The organism is Caulobacter sp. RHG1 (assembly GCF_013181195.1).
Classification (GTDB): Bacteria; Pseudomonadota; Alphaproteobacteria; order Caulobacterales; family Caulobacteraceae; genus Caulobacter.
Window position 1 is genome coordinate 58,493 of the sequence record NZ_SMZP01000008.1, and the last position, 20,332, is coordinate 78,824.

Consider the following 20,332-nt stretch of genomic DNA (forward strand, 5'->3'; position numbering starts at 1 on the left):
TCTTACTTGTGCGAAACGCGGCGCACCACCGCGTCGCCGATCATCTGCAGAACCTGGACCAGCACCAGCAGCAGCACGACGGTGACGATCATCACGTCGGTCTGGAAGCGCTGATAGCCAAAGCGGATGGCCAGGTCGCCCAGGCCGCCCGCGCCGACCACGCCGGCCATGGCGGTGTAGGAGACCAGCGCCACGGCCGTCACGGTCGCGGCGGCGACCAGCCCCGGCAGCGCCTCGGGCAGCAGCGCGCCCAGCACCACCTGCCGGCGCTTGGCCCCCATGGCGAAGCTGGCCTCGATCACGCCCTTGTCGACCTCGCGCAGGGCGGTCTCGACCAGGCGGGCGAAGAACGGGGCAGCGCCCACGACCAGCGGCGGAATGGCCCCGGCCACGCCCAGTGACGTGCCGACCAAGGCGACGGTCAGCGGGATCATCACGATCAGCAGGATCACGAACGGCACCGAACGCAGCACATTGACCAGCAGCGACAGCGCGCCGTTGGCCAGCCGGTTCTGCAGCATCTGTCCCTTGCCGGTCAGGAACAGGATCACGCCCAACGGCAAGCCCAGCAGGATGGTCAGCACCATCGAGCCGCCCAGCATGGCCAGAGTATCGAGGGTCGCCTGGCCGATCTCGGCCCAATCGATGTTCTCCATCAGACGCTCTCCCCACCCAGATCATCCACGCGGACGCCGGCGGCCTGGAACTGTGCGATCGCCGCGGCGACGTCGCCGCCGGTCAGGGCCAAGGTCAGCTGGCCATAGGGCGTCTCGCGCAGGCGGTGAATGCGCCCGCCCAGGATCGAATAGTCGACGCCGGTGGCCCGGGCGACCTCGCCCAGCACCGGCTTGTAGGTGGCTTCGCCCTTGAAGGTCAGCCGCACCAGCCGGCCGCCGACGCCCGGCGCCACCGAGATCTCGCCCTCGGCCTCCTGCACGAACCGGCGGGCGGTGCCGCTGGCCGGATGCAGGAAGACGTCCTCGACCGAGCCCTCCTCGACCAGCCGCCCGCCCTCCAGCACGGCGACGCGGTCGCAGACGCGGCGCACCACGTCCATCTCATGGGTGATCAAAACGATGGTCAGGCCCAGCTCGCGGTTCAGGCCCGAGACCAGCTCCAGGATCTGCTCGGTGGTTTCGGGGTCGAGCGCGCTGGTGGCCTCGTCGCACAGCAGGATCTTCGGGCCGGTGGCCAGAGCGCGGGCGATGCCGACCCGCTGCTTCTGCCCCCCCGACAGCTGGGCCGGGAACTTGCCGGCATGGGCCGAGAGGCCGACGCGCTCGAGCAGTTCGGCCGTGCGCGCCTTGACCTCGGCGGCAGGGCGCCCGGCCAGCTTCAGCGGGAAAGCGACGTTCTGGGCGACGGTCTTGCCGGACAGCAGGTTGAAGTGCTGGAAGATCATCCCCACCCGGCGGCGAAGGGCGCGCAGGCCCTCCACCCCGAGCGCGGCGACATCATCGCCGTCGACCACGACGCGGCCGCCGGTCGGAGTCTCCAGGCCGTTGATCAGCCGGATCAGGGTCGACTTGCCGGCCCCCGACGCGCCGATCACGCCGAACACCTCGCCGGCCTTCACCGACAGCGAGACCCCGCTCAGGGCGGCATGGCCGCCGCCCTTTTCGCTTAGAGCCGCATAGGTCTTGGAAACAGCCTCGAAGGCGATCACGTCGGGCAGGTCCTTGCGCGTCCGGAAGAGAGGTCGCCGGAATTGTCGCCTGGCTCCATGGGAATCAAGAGGCCAGGCGCATTTTTCGCACGAACGGGGGTCGCCGACTCGATCCGTCTCGCCCCCGGCAGGCCCGCGCCCGCCTCCGATGCTTGCCCCTATTTCACCTGATCGAATTCGACGTCGATCTGAAGCTCGACCTCGGCGCCGACCGGACCGACCAGATAGGTCAGACCGAACTCGCGGCGGTCGAACTTGCCCGTGGCGGCGAACCCCAGCTTGGCGCCGTCCTTGGCCTTGCCCACGCCACTGAAGACCACGTCCAGCACCACCGGCTTGGTCACGCCCAGGAAGGTCAGGTCGCCGGTCACCTTGCCCGTGGTGGGGCTTTGCAGGGCGATCGACTTCGAGACGAAGGTGATGGTCGGAAACTGGGTCGACTTGAAGAACTTGTCGCCCGCCAGCTCCGCGGCGAAGCCGGCGACGGGCGTGTTGATCGAGGTGGGATCGATGGTCACCGACAGGCTCGACTGCTCGGGCTTCTGGCCGTCCCATTTCAGCGAACCTTCCAGCTTGTCGAAGCGGAAGACGCTCTTGGAGACCCCGGCCTGGTGGTCGATGCGCGCGACCAGCGCGGCGTGGCGCGTATCCAGCGCATAGGTCCCGGTCGGGGCTGAGGCGGGATTGCGGTCCGGCGCGGCCCAGGCCGATCCAGTCGAGAGCGGCCCGGCCAGAAGCGCCAGCGCGGCGAGAGCAGGAAGAAGACGAGCCCGAACCATTCGATTTCCTCTTGAAAGCCAAGACGCGGCGAAAAGGCCGCCGCCTGCCATACCGTCACTGCGATACCCGCCCGATATGACGATCGGGGATAAGCTAATTCAATCCCGGGTCTGGCCGCTTTTGGGGCGATGCGCCCGGGAAGCAGGCAGATGGGCGAGCAGGCCGTCATCCTTGCGCGCCTTCGCCCGGCTCGACAGACTGGCCTGAAAAACGAGAGCCGAGGAAACCATCCCATGAGCAGTCGCCACCTGGTCGACCCACAGCTGCTGCCGTTGCTGGAGCTGGTCCCGCCCTTGCGGCTTTCCGAGGAGGTGCTGCCCGCGATGCGCTCGCGGCCGCGAATGTTCCAGCCCGATCCTGCCGACCTCGAACGCACCGACCTGGAGATTCGGAAGATCCCCGGTCCGGCCGGCGCGCCGGAGGTCGAGATCCTGGTCTACACGCCACGCCAGGCCGCTTCTTCTCGCCCCGCCGTGCTGCACATCCATGGCGGCGGCTATGTGGCTGGCGACGCGCGCGATCTCGAGGCCGCCCACCGCCCGCTGGCGGCGACCCTGGGCTGCACGATCGCTTCGGTGAACTACCGCCTGGCCCCCGAGACCGTGTTTCCCGGCGCGATCGAGGACTGCTACGCGGCGCTGAGCTGGTTGATGGCTTCGGCCGATGAACTGGGCGTAGACGCCGCGCGGGTCGGGATCATGGGCGAAAGCGCCGGCGGCGGTCTGGCCGCGGCCCTGGCCCTGCTGGTCCGCGATCGCGGCGAGCACACGATCGCCTTCCAGCACCTGATCTACCCGATGATCGACGACCGCACCTGCGTCACCGCCGATCCGCACCCGTATGTCGGCGAGTTCGTCTGGACCCCGACCTCCAACCATTTCGGCTGGACCAGCCTGCTGGGCAGGCCGCCCGGCGACGCTGACGTTTCGCTCTATGCCGCCGCCGCGCGCGCTTCTGACCTCTCAGGCCTGCCCAAGACCTATATCGCCACCGGCGCCCTCGACCTCTTCCTGGAGGAGAACCTCGCCTACGCCCAGCGCCTGATCCGCGCGGGGGTGCCGACCGAGCTGCATGTCTATCCTGGCGCTTTCCACGCCTTCCAGTGGGCGGCCCATACCGACGTCGCCCAGGCCGCCGCCCGCGACAGCACCCAGGCCCTGGCCCGCGCGATGACCCGGTAGCAGGCCTCGCCCCGCGAGACTGGGTGGAAGGGGCGCACCGGGGTTGGGGGGTGTGCGCCCCTTCCTGATCGCAGCGACTGCACCGCGATCCCCCGCGCCGTCGCGCGGGATGGCGAGATCAGACGCCCGAGCGGCCCACAGGACCGCCCAGCGCCCGATAAAGATTGATCGACGCCGCCGCCTGTTCCTGACGCAACTGGATCAGGGTCTGCCGGGCCCCGTAGAGGCTGCGCTGAGCGTCGAGCAGCTCGATGCGGTTCTCTATGCCGGCCCGGAAACGGCGCTGCGACAGCTCGGTCCGGCGTTCTGCCGCCCCGACCACCGCGACCTGCGCTTGGATCTGACCGCCATAGGTGGCGCGAGCCGCCAGACCGTCGGCGACTTCGCGGAACGCCGTCTGCACGGCCTTCTCGTAGTTGGCGACCGCCAGGTTGCTGCGCACATCGCTCAGGGCGTGCTGCGCGCGCAGCCGGCCGCCCTGGAACAGCGGCAGCGAAATCTGCGGCGTGTAGGTCCAGGTGCGCGAAGCCGTATCGAAGAGCCGGTCCAGATCGCCCGACGCAAAGCCGTACTGGCCCGTCAGCGACAGCGTCGGGAAGAACGCGGCCTTGGCGGCGCGAACATCGGCCTGGGCGGCTTTCAGGCGCTGCTCGGCCTGCAGGATGTCGGGCCGGCGCGTCAGGAGGTCCGACGGCAGGCCCGCCGCGATCTCCACGACCACCGGCTGATCGACCAGGGCCAAGGGCGCCGGAAGGTCCGCCGGCAAGGGCGCGCCGACGACCAGCGCCAGCGCGTTCTGGGCCTGACGATATCCGCGCTCGGCCGCTTCCAGCTCGGCCTGGGCGGTCGTGGCCAGCCCTTCGGCCTGGGCCAGCTCGACGCCATCCGACTGCCCCGCCTGCTTCAGACGCCGGGTCAGCGCGAGAGAGGCCGACCAGTCCTTGGCGGTCAGGCGCGCAAGTTGCAGCCGCTCGTCGGCGGCCCGCTCGGCCAGATAGGCCTCGACCACGGCCGACACCAGGGTGATGCGCGCGGCCCGCGCGCCCTCCTCGGCCGCCAGGTAGGTCGCGAAGGCGCTCTGGGACTGGTTACGAAGCCGACCAAACAGGTCGAGCTCGAACGCCGTCAACGACAGGCTGACCGTCGTCATGCTCAGCGCCATGCCCTGCATCATCGGCTGGTGGGTGCCCGAATACTGCCCGCCGGCCTGGACCTGCGGGAGGAACGCGGCGTCCTGGGCGCGTGACTGGGCGCGCGCCGCCTGCGCCTCCAGCAGGGCGACGCGCAGATCGCGGCTGTCGGTCAGAGACAGCTCGACCAGACGCCGAAGCCGCGCATCCCGCACGACGGAGGTCCAGTCGAGATCGGCGACCGCGACTCCGTCCACCGGGGTGGTCGCCGGATAGGCGGCGGGCAGGATGTTCAGATCCGGCTTGCGCTCGGGATAGGACTGGCAAGCCGACAGGCAGAGGACGGCGGCGGCCGCTGCGAGAACGTGGGTGCGGGTCATCATCAGGCTCCCTTGCCGGCCTGGCCACGCGACCAGCGGGGCAGACGAACGGCCTTCAGACGCTCGCTCAGCTGACCTGCCGTGGTCAGCACGAAGACGAAGAAGACCGGCACGAAGAAGATGGCCAGGAAGGTCGCCGTCAGCATGCCGCCGAACACCCCCGTGCCGATCGAGTGCTGGGTGGCGGCGCTGGCGCCCGCGGCGATCATCAGCGGCACGACGCCCAGGGTGAAGGCCAGCGAGGTCATGATGATCGGACGCAGGCGCAGGCGCGCCGCCTCGATCGTGGCCTCGACCAGACCCTTGCCGTCCTCGCGCAGCTGCTTGGCGAACTCGACGATCAGGATGGCGTTCTTCGCCGACAGGCCGATGATCGTGATCATGCCGACCTTGAAGAACACGTCGTTGGGCAGGCCTCGGATCATCGTGGCCGCCACCGCGCCGATCAGGCCCAGGGGCACCACCAGCATCACCGACACCGGGATCGTCCAGCTCTCGTACAGCGCGGCCAAGACCAGGAAGACCACCAGCATCGAAAGCACCATCAGCATCGGCGCTTCGTTGCCGCTCTGACGCTCCTGCAGCGACTGACCCGTCCAGGCCACCGAGAAGCCGGGCGGCAGGTCCTGGGCCAGGCGCTCCATCTCGGCCATGGCTTCGCCGCTCGACACGCCGGGCGCGGCGCTGCCGGAGATGCGGGTGCTGAGATAGCCGTTGTAGCGGACCAACTGCAGCGGGGTCTCCTCCCACTGCGGCGTGACAAAGGCGCTGAGCGGGACCATGCCGCCGGAGCGGTTCTTGACGTACAGGCCCAGGACATCCTGGATCTGCATGCGCGCACGCGGCTCGGCCTGCACCACCACCTGTTGCATGCGGCCATTGTTGGGGAAGTCGTTGACATAGGCCGAGCCCATCGCCGCCGACAGCGTGCTGCTGATGGCGTCGAACGACACGCCCAGGGCCTCAGCCTTCTCGCGGTCGATGGCGAGATGCAGGCTGGCGCCGTCGGGCAGTCCGTCCGGATAGACCATGGCCAGCTTGGGGCTGGTCGCGGCCATTTCCAGCAGCTTGCCCTGGGCGGCCCCAAGCGCGGCCGAGCCTTGGCCGCGGACGTCCTGCAGCCGCATTGCAAAGCCCGACGAGGTCCCCAGCTCCGAGATGGCGGGCGGGTTGAGGGCCATCACCACGCCGTCCTTGACGCTGGCCATGGCCGCCTGCGCCGCGGCGATCTCGGCGTGGACCGTGGCGCCGTTACGCTTGTCCCAGTCGATCATGTTGGTGAAGGCCATGGCGGCGTTCTGGCCCGAGCCGGAGAAGCCAAAGCCGATGATCGAGGTGTTGCCGGAGATCGCCTCGCGCTTGGCCAGGTGATCCTCGTACTGCTTGATGACCGCTCGCGTGCGTTCGACGGTCGCTTCGGCCGGCAGGGTGAACACGGTCATGAAGCTGCCCTGGTCCTCGTCGGGCAGGAAGGCGCCGGGAAGGCGCGAGAAGCCCAGGGCCATCGCCGCGACCAGGGCGACGAAGACCAGCATGGCGCGGCCCGTCCGCTTGACCAGACCGGCCACGCCCTTGGCGTAGCCCGCCGTCATGCGATCGAAGCGTCGGTTGAACCACCCGAAGAAACCGGTCTTCTCGTGATGGTCGGGGTCCACAGGCTTGAGGATCGTGGCGCACAGGGCCGGCGTCAGGGTCAGGGCCAGCAGGGCCGAGAACAGGATCGAGGTGGCCATGGCCAGGCTGAACTGGCGATAGATCGCGCCGACCGAGCCCGAGGCGAAGGCCATCGGAATGAACACCGCCGACAGGACCAGCGTGATGCCGACCACCGCGCCGGTGATCTCCTTCATCGCCTTCTGGGTCGCCGCCTTGGGCGACAGACCCTCGGTGGCCATGATCCGCTCGACGTTCTCGACCACGACGATGGCGTCATCGACGATGATACCGATCGCCAGCACCATGCCGAACATCGTCAGCACATTGATGGAAAAGCCCGTCAGCAGCATCACCGACAACGTGCCCAGCAGCGCGATCGGCGCGACGATCGAGGGAATGAGCGTGTAGCGGACGTTCTGCAGGAACAGGAACATCACCAGGAACACCAGCACCATGGCCTCGAGCAGGGTGTGCAGCACCTTCTCGATGGAGACCTTCACGAAGGGCGCGGTGTCGTAGGGCACCAGATAGCCCATGCCCGCGGGCATGGACGGGGCCAGCTCCGCCATGCGCGCACGGACGGCGTCAGCGGTCTTCACCGCATTGGCGCCGGGCGCGAGCTGGACCGCGGCGATGGCCGAGGGCTTGCGGTCGTCGGTGGTCTCGAAGGCGTAGGTCTGCGAGCCCAGCTCCACCCGCGCCACGTCGCCCAGGGTCAGGCGCGAACCGTCGGGATTGGCGCGCAGGGTGATGGCCGAGAACTGCTCCGGCGTCTGAAGCTGGCCCGAAGCGGTCAGGGGCACGGTGACCAGCTGACCCGTCGTCGCCGGCGTATCGCCCAGGCGACCGGGAGCCAGTTGCTGGTTCTGGGCGGCGATCGCGGTCGTCACGTCGCTGAGCGCGATATCGTAGGCGACCAGCTTCTGCGGATCGACCCAGATGCGCATCGCCTGCTCCGAGGCGAAGCTCTGCACCTTGCCCACGCCGGGCAGACGCTGCAGCTCGCTGACAAGATTGCGAGCCATGTAGTCGCCCAGCTCCTGCGGACCGAAGGCGCCGTTCTCCGACACCAGCGAGACCATCAACAGGAAGCCCGACGAGGCGGAATCGACCATGACGCCCGTCTGGCGCACGGCCTGGGGCAGGCGCGCCTCGACCGTCTTGAGGCGGTTCTGAACGTCGACCTGCGCCATCTGCGGGTCCGTGCCCGGACGGAAGGTGGCGGTGATCGAGGCCGTGCCGCTGGTGTCGGCCGAGCTCTCGAAATAGAGCAGGTTCTTGACGCTGGAGAGCTCACGCTCGATCGGCGCGATGACGCTGTCGGTCAGGGCCTGGGTCGTGGCGCCCGGATAGGTGGCCGAGATCGACACGCTCGGCGGCGCGACGGACGGGAACTGGGCGATCGGCAGGCGCGGGATGGCGAGCAGCCCGGCCAGGATGATGAAGATGGCCAGGACCCACGCGAAGACGGGCCTGTTGATGAAGAACTGCGACATGAGTGGCTCTCCCGGCTCAGCGCTGAGCGGCGGGCTGGACGCGCGCCGCGGAGGTCCACGGCGAAGCCTTGACGGCCAGGTTCGGCTGGATGCGATCGCGGCCTTCGACGATCACCTGCTCGCCAGGGCGCAGGCCGCCCATGACGACGTACTGGTTGTCGACGACCGGTCCGATCGCCAGCGACCTCACCTCGGGCGCGCCGGTCCCCTTCAGCACCATGGCCTGGGCCTTGCCGCCCGAGAAGAACACCGCCTGTTGCGGGACCTGGACGACGGCGCGGGGCGGACCGTTGGGCAGGCGAACGCGGACGAACATGCCCGGCAGCAGGTTGCGGGCGGGGTTGGCGACCAGCGCCCGGGCGCGCAGGTCGCCGGTGCTGGGATCGACGACGAGTTCGGAGAACAGCAGCTTGCCGCGCAGACCTGTCGGGGCTCCGTTCGCGTCCAGAATCTCCACCATCGCATTGTCGCCCGCGCCTGACTTCTGCAGCTCCACCAGGCGCGCGGCCGGCTGGCGGACGTCGACGAAGACCTGGTCGATCTGGTGGATGGCGGCCAGGGCGTCCGCGCCGCCCTGACTGACCAAGGCGCCCTCGGTGACCGCCGACGCCCCGATGCGGCCCGAGATCGGCGCGGTGATGGTGGCGAAGCTCACGTCCAGGCGACGCCGCTCGGCCGCGGCGCGCGCGGCGCCGACATCGGCTTCGGCCTGGTCCAGCGCCAGCACCGCATTGTCGAACGCCTGCCGGCTGACGGCGTCGACCTCGATCAAAGGCTTCAGCCGGTCGACCTGGACCCGGGCCTGGCTGCGGGTCGCCTCGGCGCGGCGCAGCGCGGCGACCGCGCTGTCCAGATCCGCCTTGAAGGGCGCCGGATTGATCTGGAACAAGGGCGCGCCAGCCTTCACCTCGGCGCCTTCGACGAACAGCCGGCGCTGGATCAACCCGCCCACCTGGGGACGGATTTCGGCGACCCGATGCGCGACGACACGGCCGGGCAGATCGTCGGTCAGCTGCACCGAGGCGGCCTGGGCGACGGCGAAGGTGACTTCGGCGATCGCCGGCGCCTGTCCTTCAGACGGAGAGCCGCAGGCGGCCAGGCCCAGCGACAAGATCGCGGCGGCCCCGAGGAGGGTCATGCGCAGGGACGGAAGCATCGAGATCGTTCTCCGGAGGCGCGGACAAACGACCGCATCAGTTCCGCCGGCCCTCTCCCATGCCTGCGTCCCCGCTGTGTGGACGGATGATGGACGATCGATGGACGCCGCCCAGCGCGTCTGGTTCGCGGGCGGCGTCTATGCCAAGCAAAGACGATGACCCCGCTTGCACTCATCGCCGAAGACGAGGCCGCGATCGCCGAGATCCTCGACCGCTACCTGGTCCGGGAGGGCTTCAGAACCGCCCGCGCCCAGGACGGCCAGGTGGCGCTGGATCTGCACGCGCTGCTCAAGCCCGACATCTTGCTGCTGGATGTGATGCTGCCGCGGTTGGATGGCTGGGCGGTGCTGGGCGAGGTGCGACGGCGCGGGACCACCCCCGTCGTAATGATGACCGCCCTGGATCAGGACATCGACAAGCTGCAGGGCCTGCGGATGGGCGCGGACGACTATGTGGTCAAACCGTTCAATCCCGTCGAGGTCGTGGCCCGGGTGCAGGCCGTGCTGCGGCGCACCGCGGGCCTTTCGCCTGACCGCGTCATCCGCCAGGGCAAGCTGGAGGTCGACCCGGTCAGCTATCTCGTCTCGGTGCGTGGGGACGATGGCCTCAGGCCGCTGGACCTGACGCTGACGGAGTTTCGCATCATCGAGTTCATGGCCCGCCATCCGCGGCGCGTCTTCACTCGCGGCGAGCTCGTCGACGCCTGCCTTCCGGGCGAGGAGGTGCTGGAACGGACCGTCGACAGCCACATGAGCAAGCTGCGCTTCAAACTGAAGGCCGCCGGCCTCGACGATGTCGTCCGCGGCGTGCGGGGCGTCGGCTATCGGCTCGACGTGCGATGATGTTCGGCCTGCAGGGACTGACCCGACAAGTCGCGATCTACATGACCGTCGTGGCGCTCGGCGGCCTGTTGTCGACGACGATCGGCTGGAGCCTGCTCTACTGGCTGTTCGTCAACCAGGGCCTGATCGTCGACGACGCGTCCATGGAGTTCAAGCCGGTCGACTACCTCGCCTTGGCGTTGTCGCTGGTGTTCGGCCTGTTCACGGCGATCCTCGCGGCCCGCAGCCTGACCCGCCGGATCGTCCAGCCCGTCACCCAGATCGCCGAGGCCGCCCGCACGATCACCAAGGGCGATCTCAGCGCCCGGGCGGGCGGCGGCGATGAAAGCCTGGGCGAGATCGCCGACCTCGTCGCCGACTTCAACCACATGGCCAGCCGCCTGGAAGTGTCCGTCGCCGAGGCCACCCAGTGGAACGCGACGATCGCGCACGAACTGCGCACGCCCCTGACGGTGCTGAACGGCCTGCTGCAGGGGGTCGCCGACGGGGTGTTCGAGAAGGACGACGCCTGGACCGCCCTGTTGCGCGCCCAGGTCGACGGCCTGACCCGCCTGGTCGAGGACCTGCGCGTGCTGAGCCTGGACGAGAGCGGGCATTTCCATCTGCGACTCGAGGTGGTGAGCCTGGCCGCGATCATCGCTCCCTTGCGCACCCTCTACGACCCGACGCTGACCCAGGCGGGACTGGCGCCGACCTGGATCCTTCCGGACGTCGAGGTGATCGGCGACCCGGCCCGTATTCGTCAGGCTGCGATGGCGCTTCTGGAGAACGCCCGCATCCACGCCGCGCCGGGCGCGCTGGACATCGCGATCACGGTGCGCGGCGACCGGGCCGTCTTCAGCGTCGCCGACACGGGCCCCGGCGTGCCCGAGGAGACGGCCAAGAACATCTTCGCCCCGTTCAAGCGTGGGCGCGCCGACGGCAATGGCTCGGGACTGGGTCTGGCGGTCGTACGCTCGATCGCCCGCGCCCACGAGGGCGAGGCCATGCTCGCCCCCTCGCCGCTGGGCGGGTCCAGCTTCGGCTTCTCGCTGCCGCTGGCGCGCGAGCAGGCATAGCCCTTCCTTCCCGCTTACCCCGCCGCCGCCGCCAGCTCGCGCTCGGACTGGACGAAGCCGTAGGCCGGGACGATCGACTCGTCGCGGCTTTCCATGGCGCTCCAGTTCAGCGTGAGCTGCTCGCCCATGTCAGCGATATCGCCCAGGTACAGCCCCTGGGTCAGTGTCATGTGGGCGGCGGCGAAATGGCCTGCGCCGGCGCAGAGGATGGCGCGCGTGGGCGCATCGTTGCTGACGAGCGGCAGCAGACCCGGGCTGACCAGCGCCGGGTCGAGGCGCTTGAGGTTCTCGTCCGACAGCAGGCCCTCGGTCATGCCGGTGGCGGCGGTCGGGGCCAGGCAGTTGACCCGGATGTCGTTCTTGGCGCCCTCGATGGCCAGGGTCTGCATCAGACCCACCAGCGCCATCTTGGCCGCGCCATAGTTCGCCTGACCGAAATTGCCGTAGAGCCCCGACGACGAGGTGGTCATGACGATCCGGCCGTAGTTCTGGGCGCGCATCGTGTCCCAGACCGCCTTGCAGACCACCGTCGCGCCCATCAGGTGGACGTCGACCACCAGCCGGAACTCGGCCAGGTCCATCTTGGCGAACGACTTGTCGCGCAGGATGCCGGCGTTGTTGACCACGATGTCGATGCGGCCGAACTCGGCCAGCGCCCGGGCGACCATGGCGGCGACCGCGGCTTCGTCGGTGACCGAGGCGGCGATGGCCAGGGCGCGGCCGCCCTGCCCGCGGATCTCCTGGGCGACCCGATCGGCGGCGTCCTGATCGAGGTCGTTGATCACCACCGCTGCGCCCCGGCTGGCCAGGTAGAGCGCGTGGCTGCGGCCCAGGCCTCCGCCCGATCCGCTGACCAGGGCGACGCGGCCTTCCAGAGGCTTGGCGGGTTTCGTCATGTCGATCAGTTCTCCAGGCCGCGCATCGCCGCTTCGGCGAGCGGTCGCATCAGGTGATAGCCGCGGGTCTGCGGGTGGACGCCGTCCCGGGTCAGGTCGGCGCGCAGGGCGCCATCCGCATCCGCCAGCGCCGCGAAATAGTCGACGAACGTCAGGCCGTTCTCGCGAGCGAAGTCGGAAAGCCAGGCGTTCAGCGCGGGGACCCGACCACGCGGATCCCGCACCTCCGGCGCCCAGGGAAGCGCCGTGACCGGCGTCAGGCTGCCGAGAATGACGGTGATGTCGTGCGCGCGCGCCAGATCGGCCATCGCCTGGATGTTGTGGCGGTAGTCCTCCGGCGTAGTCGGGCCCGTATTGCCGGCCACGTCGTTGACTCCGCACATCAGGTGGACCGCACGGGGTTTCAGGGCGACGACGTCGGGCATGAAACGCAGAAGGATCTGGGCGCTGGTCTGGCCGCTGACGCCCCGGCCGACGATCCCGTTCGCGAACAGGTCCGGCTGGGCGATGGCCCACATCTCGGTGATGGAGTCGCCAATGAAGACGACATCCGCCGCTTGCCCCCCCAAGGCTGCGTTGGCGTCGCGGTAGTGGCCCAGGGCGGCGAAGTCGTCAGCGCGACGCTGGGCCTTGATCTGGTCGCGGGCGGCGATCCGCTCGGCGTCGCCCAGCATGGCCAGGACCGCGGGGTCCATCTCGCCGTCCGCCAGATAGGCCCGCGCGAACGCCAGTTCGTCGGCCGAGGCTCCGCCGTATCCCGGCAGATGGTCGACCATCCCCTTGGGCCCGCTCACGACGCTCGCCCGTACAGGGTCACGACGCAGGCGCCGCCCAGGCCCAGATTGTGCTGCAGGGCGAAGTCCAGCCCCTCGACCTGCCGCGCCCCGGCTCCGCCGCGCAGTTGCTGGGTCAACTCGAAGCATTGGGCCAGGCCCGTCGCCCCCAACGGATGCCCTTTGGACAGCAGGCCGCCGGACGGATTGACCACGTGGTCGCCGCCATAGGTGTTGCGGCCGTCGCGGATGTAGCCTTCGGCCTGCCCCTCCCCGCACAGGCCCAGCGCCTCGTAGGAGATCAGCTCGTTGGCGCTGAAGCAGTCGTGCAGCTCGACCACGCCGATGTCCTCGGGACCGACGCCGGCCTGGTCGTATACCGAGCGGGCCGCCTCGCGGGTCATCTCGTAGCCGACGACGCTCATCATCGACCGACCGGTGAAGGTCTCGGCGTAGTCGGTGGTCATGGCTTGGCCGAGGATCGCGACGTCCGCCTTCAGGCCGTGTCGCGCGGCGAAGGCTGGCGAGACCAGCACGGCGGCCGCGGCTCCGCAGGTCGGCGGACAGGCCTGGTAGCGGGTCAGCGGGCCGTAGAGACGCCTTGAGGCCATCACCTCGTCCAGCGAGAGCGGGTCGCGCAGCAGCGCCAGCGGGTTGTTGGCGGCGTGTCGGCGCGCCTTGACGGAGACCATGCCGAACACCTCGTCCGGCGTGCCGTAGCGCGCCTGATAGTCCAGGCCCGCGCCGCCGAACTGCTGGGCGACCAGCGGCGCGACATCGTCCTGGCCGAGGATCGTCTCCTGCAGGGTCAGGTGGTGGTCCAGCGTCCGCTTACGGTCGTTGAACACCGCGCCCAGGGCGCCGGGCAGCATCTGCTCGAAGCCGAAGGCCAGGACGCAGTCGACCGCGCCCGCCTCGACCATCTGCCGGGCCAGCCACAGGGCGGTCGAGCCGGTGGCGCAGTTGTTGTTGACGTTGACCACCGGGATGCCGGTGCAGCCGACGCGGTACAGGGCCGACTGGCCGGCGGTGGAGTCGGCGTAGACGTAGCCGGCATAGGCCTGCTGGATCAGGGCGTAGTCGACACCGGCGTCCGCCAGGGCCAGGCGGATGGCCTGTTCGGCCATCACGTCCCAGTCGGCGCTCCGTCCGGGCTTGGCGAAGGGGATCATGCCGACGCCGGCGACAAGGGCTCGGGTCATGGAGAGGCTCCGTTCGAAAATGGGGCTCAGGCCGTCTCGACCGGCGGCTCGGGCGCCGTCCCGTCGGTGCTGACCTCCGGCGCGAAGCGCATCGCGAACCAGTAGCCGGCCAGGGAGATGAAGCCGGTGATCACCCCCAGCCAGGTCAGGGTCAGGCCCAGGCCGCTCGGACCTTTGAACAGCATGGTCATCCAGGCGATGATCGCCGCCGTCACCGGCCCGCCCACGAACTTGCCGACGATGGCCAGGGCCGCCAGGCTGGTCGCCCGCTCCTCGTTGGGCAGCAGCACCGCGATGGCGGCGGAGTTGACCAGATTGACCACCGCCCCGCCGGTCAGCAGCGCAAACAGCATCCAGGCGAAGCCCACCACCGTCGGCATGATCGGATAGGCGCTGGCCGGGATGCTCAGAAGGGTTGCGATCACCGCCGGCAGCAGGATGGCGCCGCGCATCTTCAGCTTCTGGCCGGCGTCGGCGGCGAACCCGCCGATGACCGAGCCGACGATGCCGGACGCCAGGATCACCAGGCCCACCCAACCGCCGAACTGGCCAGGCGACTGGCCGTACTGGCGCACCAGCACCGAACCCATCCACAGCGCCGCGGCGCCCTCGGCGAGCGAGCCGGCGAAGTTGCCGACATATAGCGCGCCCAGGAAGTAACGGCGCTTCCAGAAGGCCTGCAGCGCCGGCTTGAACGCCACCGTCGCCTGCTCGACCTCCTGGCGCGCCGGCTCGCGGATCAGCAGCAACGGCAGGACGAGAATGGCCGCGCCGATGCCGACGATCAGGTGAGCCTCACGCCAGGCGGGCATGCCCTCCACGAACGCCGTCGGGTGCGCCTCGAGCCAGCCGAACAGCAAGCCCCCGATGGCGAAGGCCGCGCCGACGCCGGCCCAGGCCCCGATCGACAGCAGCAGCATGGAGCGCCCCCGCCGCTCGGGCATGCAGACGTCCGCGATCAGCGACACGACCACGGGAAAGGCGGTGGCGGCGCCGACGCCCGCGACCAGGCGTGCGGCGAACAGGCCGTAGAAGTCCTGCACGAAGGCGGTGCCGATGGTGCCCAGCGCCCACAGCGAGGCCAGGATCACCAGCAGGCGCGCTCGGGTGTAGTGGTCCACCAGCCAGGCGATCGGCAGGGACAGCACCGCCGCCGGGATCGCCGTGGCGCTGCCCACGATCATCGCCAGCTGGAAGTCGTTGATGCCCAGGTCGGTCTTGGCCGCCTCCTGCAGCGGCGCCAGCAGCCCACCGACGGTCAGGGCCGAGAACAGCGTCAGGGTCAGGAGCCAGACGACGCTCCACTTGGTCTTTCGGAAGGCGACGGCAGGCGGCAGGGCGCCGCTTCCGGCCTCGGGGGACAGAAGGGTCATGGTGTTTCCTCGGGTCGGGCCGCGCTGCGATGGGGCGGGGCCTCTTATGTGAACTTGGGCCGGGAGCGGCCTCAGCCTGGCGCTTGTCTCTCCTGCGCGCGCTCGGCGCAGATTGCGTGGAAGCCGCCGGCCATGAACCTGGCCATCCGCGCCTTCACCGCCTCGAAGTCCTCCGAGCGGCATAGCCCGCCCGACAGGGTGTCGATCCGCCCGGTGCGCGCCAGCGTCATCATCAGGGCGCCCGAGACGAAGTGGTAACCCCAGAAGATGTCCTCGTCGGGGGTGTTTGGCATGGCCTTGCGCAGCAGGTCGATCAGCCGCCACACCACCGGGTTCATCAGGCGGCTCATGATCTCCGAACCCCATTCGGGGGTGTTGGCGACCTGGGCGCCGAGAGCGGCGTAGTTGCGCCACGGCTCGCCGCCCTGGATGTACGAGTCCAGGTCGGTGTCGAGATAGGCGTGCAGCGCCCCTTCCACCGTGACCTTGCCGTCCACCGACGCTTCATAGGCGTCCATCGCCGCCATCCGCCGGCCCGAGGTGACCGGCGCGCGCCGCTCCATCACCGCGTCGAACAAGGCTTTCTTGTCGTCGAAATAGTAGTGCATCAGCGAGGTGTGAACGCCGACCTCGTTGGCCACGTCCTTCAAGGTCACGCCATAGAGGCCGTGCTTGGAGAACAGGCGCTCGGCCGCGTTCAGGATTCCCTCGTGGGTCTCGGCCCGCTGCTCGGCCTTGGTGCGGCCCGAGGCGAGCTTGGCGCGCGGAGCGGCCGCCTTCTTGACCTTGGCGCCTTCCGTGGGGGCCTTGGCGGCGCGAGGGGATTTGGAAGCCGTCATCAGTCCTGTCCGTAGAGGGCGCGCAGCCGCGCCTTGTCGATCTTGCCGGTCGCCGCCTGGGGCATGGCGTCGACCCGCTGGATGCGATCGGGGACCCACCAGTCGGCGACCCGGCCCTTGATCGCAGCCTTGAGGTCCGCGTCCGAGACGGGTTCGCGCAGCTCGACCACCAAGACGGGGCGTTCGCCCCACTTGGCGTCGGGACGCCCGATCACCGCCACCAGGGAAACGGAGTCGAGCGCCCCGACAAGCTGTTCGATCTCGACCGGGTTGATCCACTCGCCGCCGGACTTGATCAGGTCCTTGGAGCGCCCGGCGATGGTCAGGGCGCCGGTGTCGTCGATCGAGGCCAGGTCTCCGGTGTCGAACCAGCCGTCGGCGTCCAGCGCGGGCTGCTCGGCGCCCAGATAGCGGTTCACGACGCTGGCCCCGCGCACCTTCAGATGGCCGACGGCGTTGCGCTGCGCGGGCAGGGCCACCCCGTCCGCATCGGTCAGCAGCAGGTCGAGGCCGATGGAGCCGCGCCCCGAAGCCAGCGCCGGCGCGGCCGGGTCCGACAGCGTGCCGGTCGGCGACAGCTCGGTCATGCCCCAGCTGGTCTGGACGCGGACGTCCAGGCCCTGTTCGAGGCGGTTCATCAGACTCTCGGGACAGCCCGACCCGCCCAGCACGATCCGCTCCAGACTGGGGACACCCTCGCCGCTGGCCTCGACATGATCCACCAGGCCCAGCCAGACGGTCGGGACGCCGGCGGTCAGGGTCACGCCTTCTTCGCGGATCAGCCGGGCCAGGCGCGGACCGTCGGTGACGCGCCCAGGCAGGACCAGCTTGGCGCCCACGGCCGGCGCCGAGAACGGAAAGCCCCAGGCGTTGGCGTGAAACATCGGCACGGCCACCAGCACGACGTCGCGACGCGTGAGGCCCAGGGCGTCGGCCATCACCGAGCGCAGGGTCACCAGATAGTTGGACCGATGGGTGTAGACGACGCCCTTGGGCGCGCCGGTGGTGCCGGACGTGAAACACAGACCGGCCGGCGTCCGCTCGTCGAAGCCGCCCCAGACCTCGGCCTCGCCGGACGCCACCAGATCCTCGTGGTCCAGGGTGGCGCAATTGGCGGCGGGGCGCTCGTCCAGAGCGATGAGCCGCAGACCGGGGCGCAGGCCGGCGATCTCTTCGGCCAGCCTGGACAGGCCCGCGCCATAGGCCAGGACCGTGGCTTCCGACTGCTCCAGCATCGAGACCAGCTGCGTGGCCGTCAGGCGTGGATTGAGCGTGTGGCAGACCATCCCCACGCCCATGGCGGCGTACCACATCTCCATGTGCGGCCGGGTGTTCCAGGCCAGGGTGGCGACCACGTCGCCCTGCTCCAGTCCCAGCCCCTTCAGCGCTCCGGACAGGCGCCGGCTGCGCTCCAGAACCTGAGCGTAGGTCAGGCGGCTGACCTCGCCCTCGATGTCGCAGGAGACGACCTCGACATCGGGATGCCAACGGGCGGCATGGACCAGGAACCTGTCGACCGTCAGCTCATAGGCCTGCATCCCGTCGGTCATGGCCGCGAGCGGACGCTTGCGGGCCGGGGCGGCGCCTTCGGACGTGCGGTCGAGATACGCTTGCGGGGTCATGTCAGCTTTCAACGCTCGGAAAAGTCGGGGACGGGCCGGAACCCGTCCCCCAGGCGATACAGGGGAAGGTTCAGAAGCTCCGCGTCAGACGCACGCCGTACTGCCGCGGCGCGCCGGCGTAGCGCATGCCGGCCTTGACCGAGGCGACGTATTCGAGATCGCCGAGGTTGGTCGAATAGGCCTGCAGCTTCCAGTCGCCGGTCTCGTAGGTCAGCTGGGCGTTGACGATGTCGCGCTTGGCCAGGTGATCGCCGAGCGCCGGATTGGCGAAGATCGTCGCCCAGGTGTCGGAGATGTGGCTGTAGTCGATGCGCGGCGTCAGCGTGCCGGAGCCCAGGTCGAAGTTGTACTCGACGCCCAGGCTGAAGGTCATTTCCGGCGCGTAGGTCTGCGGGTTGCCGCCGACATTGACGCAGTTGCCCGTCGCCGGCCCAGTGTTGGCGTTGCAAAGCCCGGTGCGCGCCCGACGCGGATCGGCGGCGTAGAAGTCGCCCAGCTTGGAGTTCGACAGGCTGAGTCCGACATCCAGGCCCAGGTTGCCGAAGCGGCCCTGCGCCGAGGCTTCCAGACCGTAGATCTTGGTGTCGCCGGTCACGTTCAGGATCGAGTTGATCGAGGGCGTGGTCGGGTCGCCGATGATGATCTGGAAATTCTTGTAGATGTTGTAGTAGGCGCCCAGCTGGGTGCGCAGGCGGCCGCCCATCAGGGTCGATTTCCACCCCGCCTCGAAGTCGGTCACGTTCTCGCCCTTGAAGGGCTTGGGCGGCACGAAGGCCAGGTTCACGCCGTTCAGGCCGCCGGCCTTGTGGCCGCGCGCGACGAAGGCGTAGAGGAAGTTCCTGTCGTCGAGGGTGTAGTTCAGCGCGACCTTGCCGGTGACGGCGTTCTCCTCGTAGCGGTCCTTCTGGGTCAGGCTGAGGCCCAGCAGCGGCGCCGAGCTGACGGCGTCATTGACCACGGTCGAGCGCGTGTACCGAGCCCCGGCCTGCAGCTCCAGCCGGTCGCTGAGATCGTAGCTGACCTGGCCGAAGACGGCCTTCGTCGTCTTGGGGTTCCGGCCCTGCAAGTACAGCGCATAGATGATCGGCAGGGCCGCCGACACGTACTGGGTCGTGACGAACTGGTTCGGCGGGAAGGTGATCTTGTCGTGCTGGTAGTAAGCGCCCACCACCCACTTCAGCGGGCCGGCGTCCGGTGAGATCAGATTGAACTCCTGCGACAACAGCCGCTGCTTGCTCTCACCGTAGTAGGTGAACGGCAGGGTCGCGGTGCCGTCGGTGTCGGACCGGACCATGGTCGTGCCGTACTGGGCGCCCGAGATCGACCGCAGCGTAATGCCGTTGTCGAACACGTAGCTGGCGTTCAGCACCGTGCGTGAGGTCTCGTCGATCGCAGCGTAGGGTCCGTTCGTGGCGATGGTGTGCAACGGCAGCGGCGAGGTGATCGGGCTGATCGGATAACCGCCCATGTCGTGCTTGGTGTAGTCGCTCTTCAGCAGCACCCGGACCTTGTCGGTCGGGGTCCATAGCAGACTGCCGCGGATGCTCTTGGTGTCCAGCTCGCCCGGATGGCCGCCCGTCGTCGGCGTACCCAGCACCTCGAAGAAGCTGTCGCGGGTCTCGCGATTGAAGGCGATGCGCGCCGCCAGGGTCTCGCCCAACGGAATGTTGACCGCCCCCTGCACCCGGACGTCTTCGTAGTTGCCGTACTGGCCGGTGACATAGCCGCTGAGGCCGCTCATGTCGGGGTTGCGCTCGGTGATGAACACCGCGCCGCCGGTGGCGTTCTGGCCGGCGAACGTGCCCTGAGGGCCGCGCAGGACCTCGACGCTCTGGATGTCGAAGAAGGGCTCGTTCTGGAAATAGGCCGGGAACACCGCGACGCCGTCGCGATAGGTGATGACGCCCACCCCGATCGACGAGCTGTTCTCGGTCTTGCCGATCCCGCGGATGTTGAAGCTGTTGCCCTGGCCGGAGTTCTGGACGGTCACTGACGGCATCGAGAACTGCAGGTTCTCGATGTTGTTGACCCCCTTGTCCTGGAGCTCATCGCCGCTCAGCACCGCGGCCGCGACGGCCGTGGTCTGCAGGTTGGTCGTGCGGCGCTCGGCGGTGACGAGCACCTCTCCCAGCACGTTGGCCTGTGGCGCCTGCGAGACCGGTGCGGCCTGCTGGGCGTTGGCCGCGCCGCACCACAGCAGTGCGACGGCGGACGTCGAAATCAAGAAGCTGCGGCCCATTTCGGGTCCCCTTTTCCTATGCGTTTCCTCGGGCGATCTCCG

General features: G+C 69.1%; 16 protein-coding genes. 3 read left to right on the plus strand and 13 right to left on the minus strand.

Annotation, left to right across the window (positions count from 1 at the left end):
- Positions 1-2: 2 nt before the first annotated feature.
- The 3 genes from E1H18_RS20600 to E1H18_RS20610 form a co-directional block, all read right to left on the minus strand.
- Complete coding sequence (locus tag E1H18_RS20600; RefSeq protein ID WP_172272034.1) at positions 3-656, minus strand: methionine ABC transporter permease; 654 nt, start codon at positions 654-656, stop codon at positions 3-5.
- Positions 656-1,666: an ATP-binding cassette domain-containing protein gene (locus E1H18_RS20605; RefSeq protein ID WP_172272036.1), complete on the minus strand. Its 1,011-nt coding sequence runs from the start codon at positions 1,664-1,666 to the stop codon at positions 656-658. Before E1H18_RS20605 ends, E1H18_RS20600 begins: the two co-directional genes overlap by 1 nt.
- A gap of 158 nt (positions 1,667-1,824) precedes the next feature.
- Positions 1,825-2,445 (minus strand): YceI family protein, encoded by a 621-nt coding sequence (locus tag E1H18_RS20610; RefSeq protein ID WP_172272038.1) that lies wholly within the window; start codon positions 2,443-2,445, stop codon positions 1,825-1,827.
- 234 nt (positions 2,446-2,679) lie between these two features.
- Here E1H18_RS20610 and E1H18_RS20615 point away from each other — a divergent pair, with 234 nt between their 5' ends.
- A complete protein-coding gene (locus E1H18_RS20615) occupies positions 2,680-3,627 on the plus strand; it encodes an alpha/beta hydrolase (RefSeq protein WP_172272040.1) in 948 nt (315 codons plus the stop codon).
- A gap of 118 nt (positions 3,628-3,745) precedes the next feature.
- On the opposite strand, the gene E1H18_RS20620 is transcribed toward E1H18_RS20615, so the two are convergent.
- Genes E1H18_RS20620 through E1H18_RS20630 form a run of 3 tightly spaced genes read right to left on the minus strand, consistent with a single transcriptional unit; the run spans position 3,746 to position 9,445 of the window.
- Positions 3,746-5,137 (minus strand): efflux transporter outer membrane subunit, encoded by a 1,392-nt coding sequence (locus tag E1H18_RS20620; RefSeq protein WP_172272042.1) that lies wholly within the window; start codon positions 5,135-5,137, stop codon positions 3,746-3,748.
- Positions 5,138-5,139: 2 nt separating this feature from the next.
- Positions 5,140-8,289: an efflux RND transporter permease subunit gene (locus tag E1H18_RS20625; protein ID WP_172272044.1), complete on the minus strand. Its 3,150-nt coding sequence runs from the start codon at positions 8,287-8,289 to the stop codon at positions 5,140-5,142.
- A gap of 16 nt (positions 8,290-8,305) precedes the next feature.
- Entirely contained in the window at positions 8,306-9,445 is a 1,140-nt protein-coding gene (locus E1H18_RS20630) for an efflux RND transporter periplasmic adaptor subunit (RefSeq protein ID WP_172272046.1), read from the minus strand.
- Positions 9,446-9,601: 156 nt separating this feature from the next.
- On the opposite strand from E1H18_RS20630, the gene E1H18_RS20635 reads away from it, so the two are divergent.
- Positions 9,602-10,288 (plus strand): response regulator, encoded by a 687-nt coding sequence (locus tag E1H18_RS20635; protein ID WP_172272049.1) that lies wholly within the window; start codon positions 9,602-9,604, stop codon positions 10,286-10,288.
- A complete protein-coding gene (locus E1H18_RS20640) occupies positions 10,285-11,346 on the plus strand; it encodes an ATP-binding protein (RefSeq protein ID WP_172272052.1) in 1,062 nt (353 codons plus the stop codon). The genes E1H18_RS20635 and E1H18_RS20640 overlap by 4 nt, the downstream gene beginning before the upstream one ends.
- Before the next feature lie 14 nt (positions 11,347-11,360).
- On the opposite strand, the gene E1H18_RS20645 is transcribed toward E1H18_RS20640, so the two are convergent.
- The 7 genes from E1H18_RS20645 to E1H18_RS20675 all read right to left on the minus strand — a co-directional run bounded on the left by E1H18_RS20645 (position 11,361) and on the right by E1H18_RS20675 (position 20,290).
- Positions 11,361-12,242, minus strand: a complete 882-nt coding sequence (locus tag E1H18_RS20645; protein WP_172272055.1) for an SDR family NAD(P)-dependent oxidoreductase — start codon at positions 12,240-12,242, stop codon at positions 11,361-11,363.
- 5 nt (positions 12,243-12,247) lie between these two features.
- A complete protein-coding gene (locus E1H18_RS20650; protein WP_172272058.1) occupies positions 12,248-13,036 on the minus strand; it encodes a GDSL-type esterase/lipase family protein in 789 nt (262 codons plus the stop codon).
- On the minus strand, positions 13,033-14,217 hold the full coding sequence (locus E1H18_RS20655) for a lipid-transfer protein (RefSeq protein ID WP_172272061.1): 1,185 nt from the start codon (positions 14,215-14,217) through the stop codon (positions 13,033-13,035). Before E1H18_RS20655 ends, E1H18_RS20650 begins: the two co-directional genes overlap by 4 nt.
- A gap of 26 nt (positions 14,218-14,243) precedes the next feature.
- Positions 14,244-15,590, minus strand: a complete 1,347-nt coding sequence (locus E1H18_RS20660) for an MFS transporter (protein WP_172272064.1) — start codon at positions 15,588-15,590, stop codon at positions 14,244-14,246.
- 71 nt (positions 15,591-15,661) lie between these two features.
- Entirely contained in the window at positions 15,662-16,429 is a 768-nt protein-coding gene (locus E1H18_RS20665) for a TetR/AcrR family transcriptional regulator (protein ID WP_172272067.1), read from the minus strand.
- A complete protein-coding gene (locus tag E1H18_RS20670) occupies positions 16,429-18,051 on the minus strand; it encodes an AMP-binding protein (RefSeq protein WP_370526563.1) in 1,623 nt (540 codons plus the stop codon). The genes E1H18_RS20665 and E1H18_RS20670 overlap by 1 nt, the downstream gene beginning before the upstream one ends.
- A 70-nt stretch (positions 18,052-18,121) precedes the next feature.
- A complete protein-coding gene (locus tag E1H18_RS20675) occupies positions 18,122-20,290 on the minus strand; it encodes a TonB-dependent receptor (protein ID WP_172272070.1) in 2,169 nt (722 codons plus the stop codon).
- Between the last annotated feature and the right edge of the window lie 42 nt (positions 20,291-20,332).

What these genes read in the sequence shown, in the direction of transcription:
- E1H18_RS20600 (WP_172272034.1), bottom strand. Translation starts at nt 656, where the DNA reads ATGGAGAACATCGATTGGGCCGAGATCGGCCAGGCGACCCTCGATACT.
- E1H18_RS20610 (WP_172272038.1), bottom strand. Translation starts at nt 2,445, where the DNA reads ATGGTTCGGGCTCGTCTTCTTCCTGCTCTCGCCGCGCTGGCGCTTCTG.
- E1H18_RS20615 (WP_172272040.1), top strand. Translation starts at nt 2,680, where the DNA reads ATGAGCAGTCGCCACCTGGTCGACCCACAGCTGCTGCCGTTGCTGGAG.
- E1H18_RS20620 (WP_172272042.1), bottom strand. Translation starts at nt 5,137, where the DNA reads ATGACCCGCACCCACGTTCTCGCAGCGGCCGCCGCCGTCCTCTGCCTG.
- E1H18_RS20625 (WP_172272044.1), bottom strand. Translation starts at nt 8,289, where the DNA reads ATGTCGCAGTTCTTCATCAACAGGCCCGTCTTCGCGTGGGTCCTGGCC.
- E1H18_RS20630 (WP_172272046.1), bottom strand. Translation starts at nt 9,445, where the DNA reads ATGCTTCCGTCCCTGCGCATGACCCTCCTCGGGGCCGCCGCGATCTTG.
- E1H18_RS20635 (WP_172272049.1), top strand. Translation starts at nt 9,602, where the DNA reads ATGACCCCGCTTGCACTCATCGCCGAAGACGAGGCCGCGATCGCCGAG.
- E1H18_RS20640 (WP_172272052.1), top strand. Translation starts at nt 10,285, where the DNA reads ATGATGTTCGGCCTGCAGGGACTGACCCGACAAGTCGCGATCTACATG.
- E1H18_RS20645 (WP_172272055.1), bottom strand. Translation starts at nt 12,242, where the DNA reads ATGACGAAACCCGCCAAGCCTCTGGAAGGCCGCGTCGCCCTGGTCAGC.
- E1H18_RS20655 (WP_172272061.1), bottom strand. Translation starts at nt 14,217, where the DNA reads ATGACCCGAGCCCTTGTCGCCGGCGTCGGCATGATCCCCTTCGCCAAG.
- E1H18_RS20660 (WP_172272064.1), bottom strand. Translation starts at nt 15,590, where the DNA reads ATGACCCTTCTGTCCCCCGAGGCCGGAAGCGGCGCCCTGCCGCCTGCC.
- E1H18_RS20665 (WP_172272067.1), bottom strand. Translation starts at nt 16,429, where the DNA reads ATGACGGCTTCCAAATCCCCTCGCGCCGCCAAGGCCCCCACGGAAGGC.
- E1H18_RS20670 (WP_370526563.1), bottom strand. Translation starts at nt 18,051, where the DNA reads ATGACCCCGCAAGCGTATCTCGACCGCACGTCCGAAGGCGCCGCCCCG.
- E1H18_RS20675 (WP_172272070.1), bottom strand. Translation starts at nt 20,290, where the DNA reads ATGGGCCGCAGCTTCTTGATTTCGACGTCCGCCGTCGCACTGCTGTGG.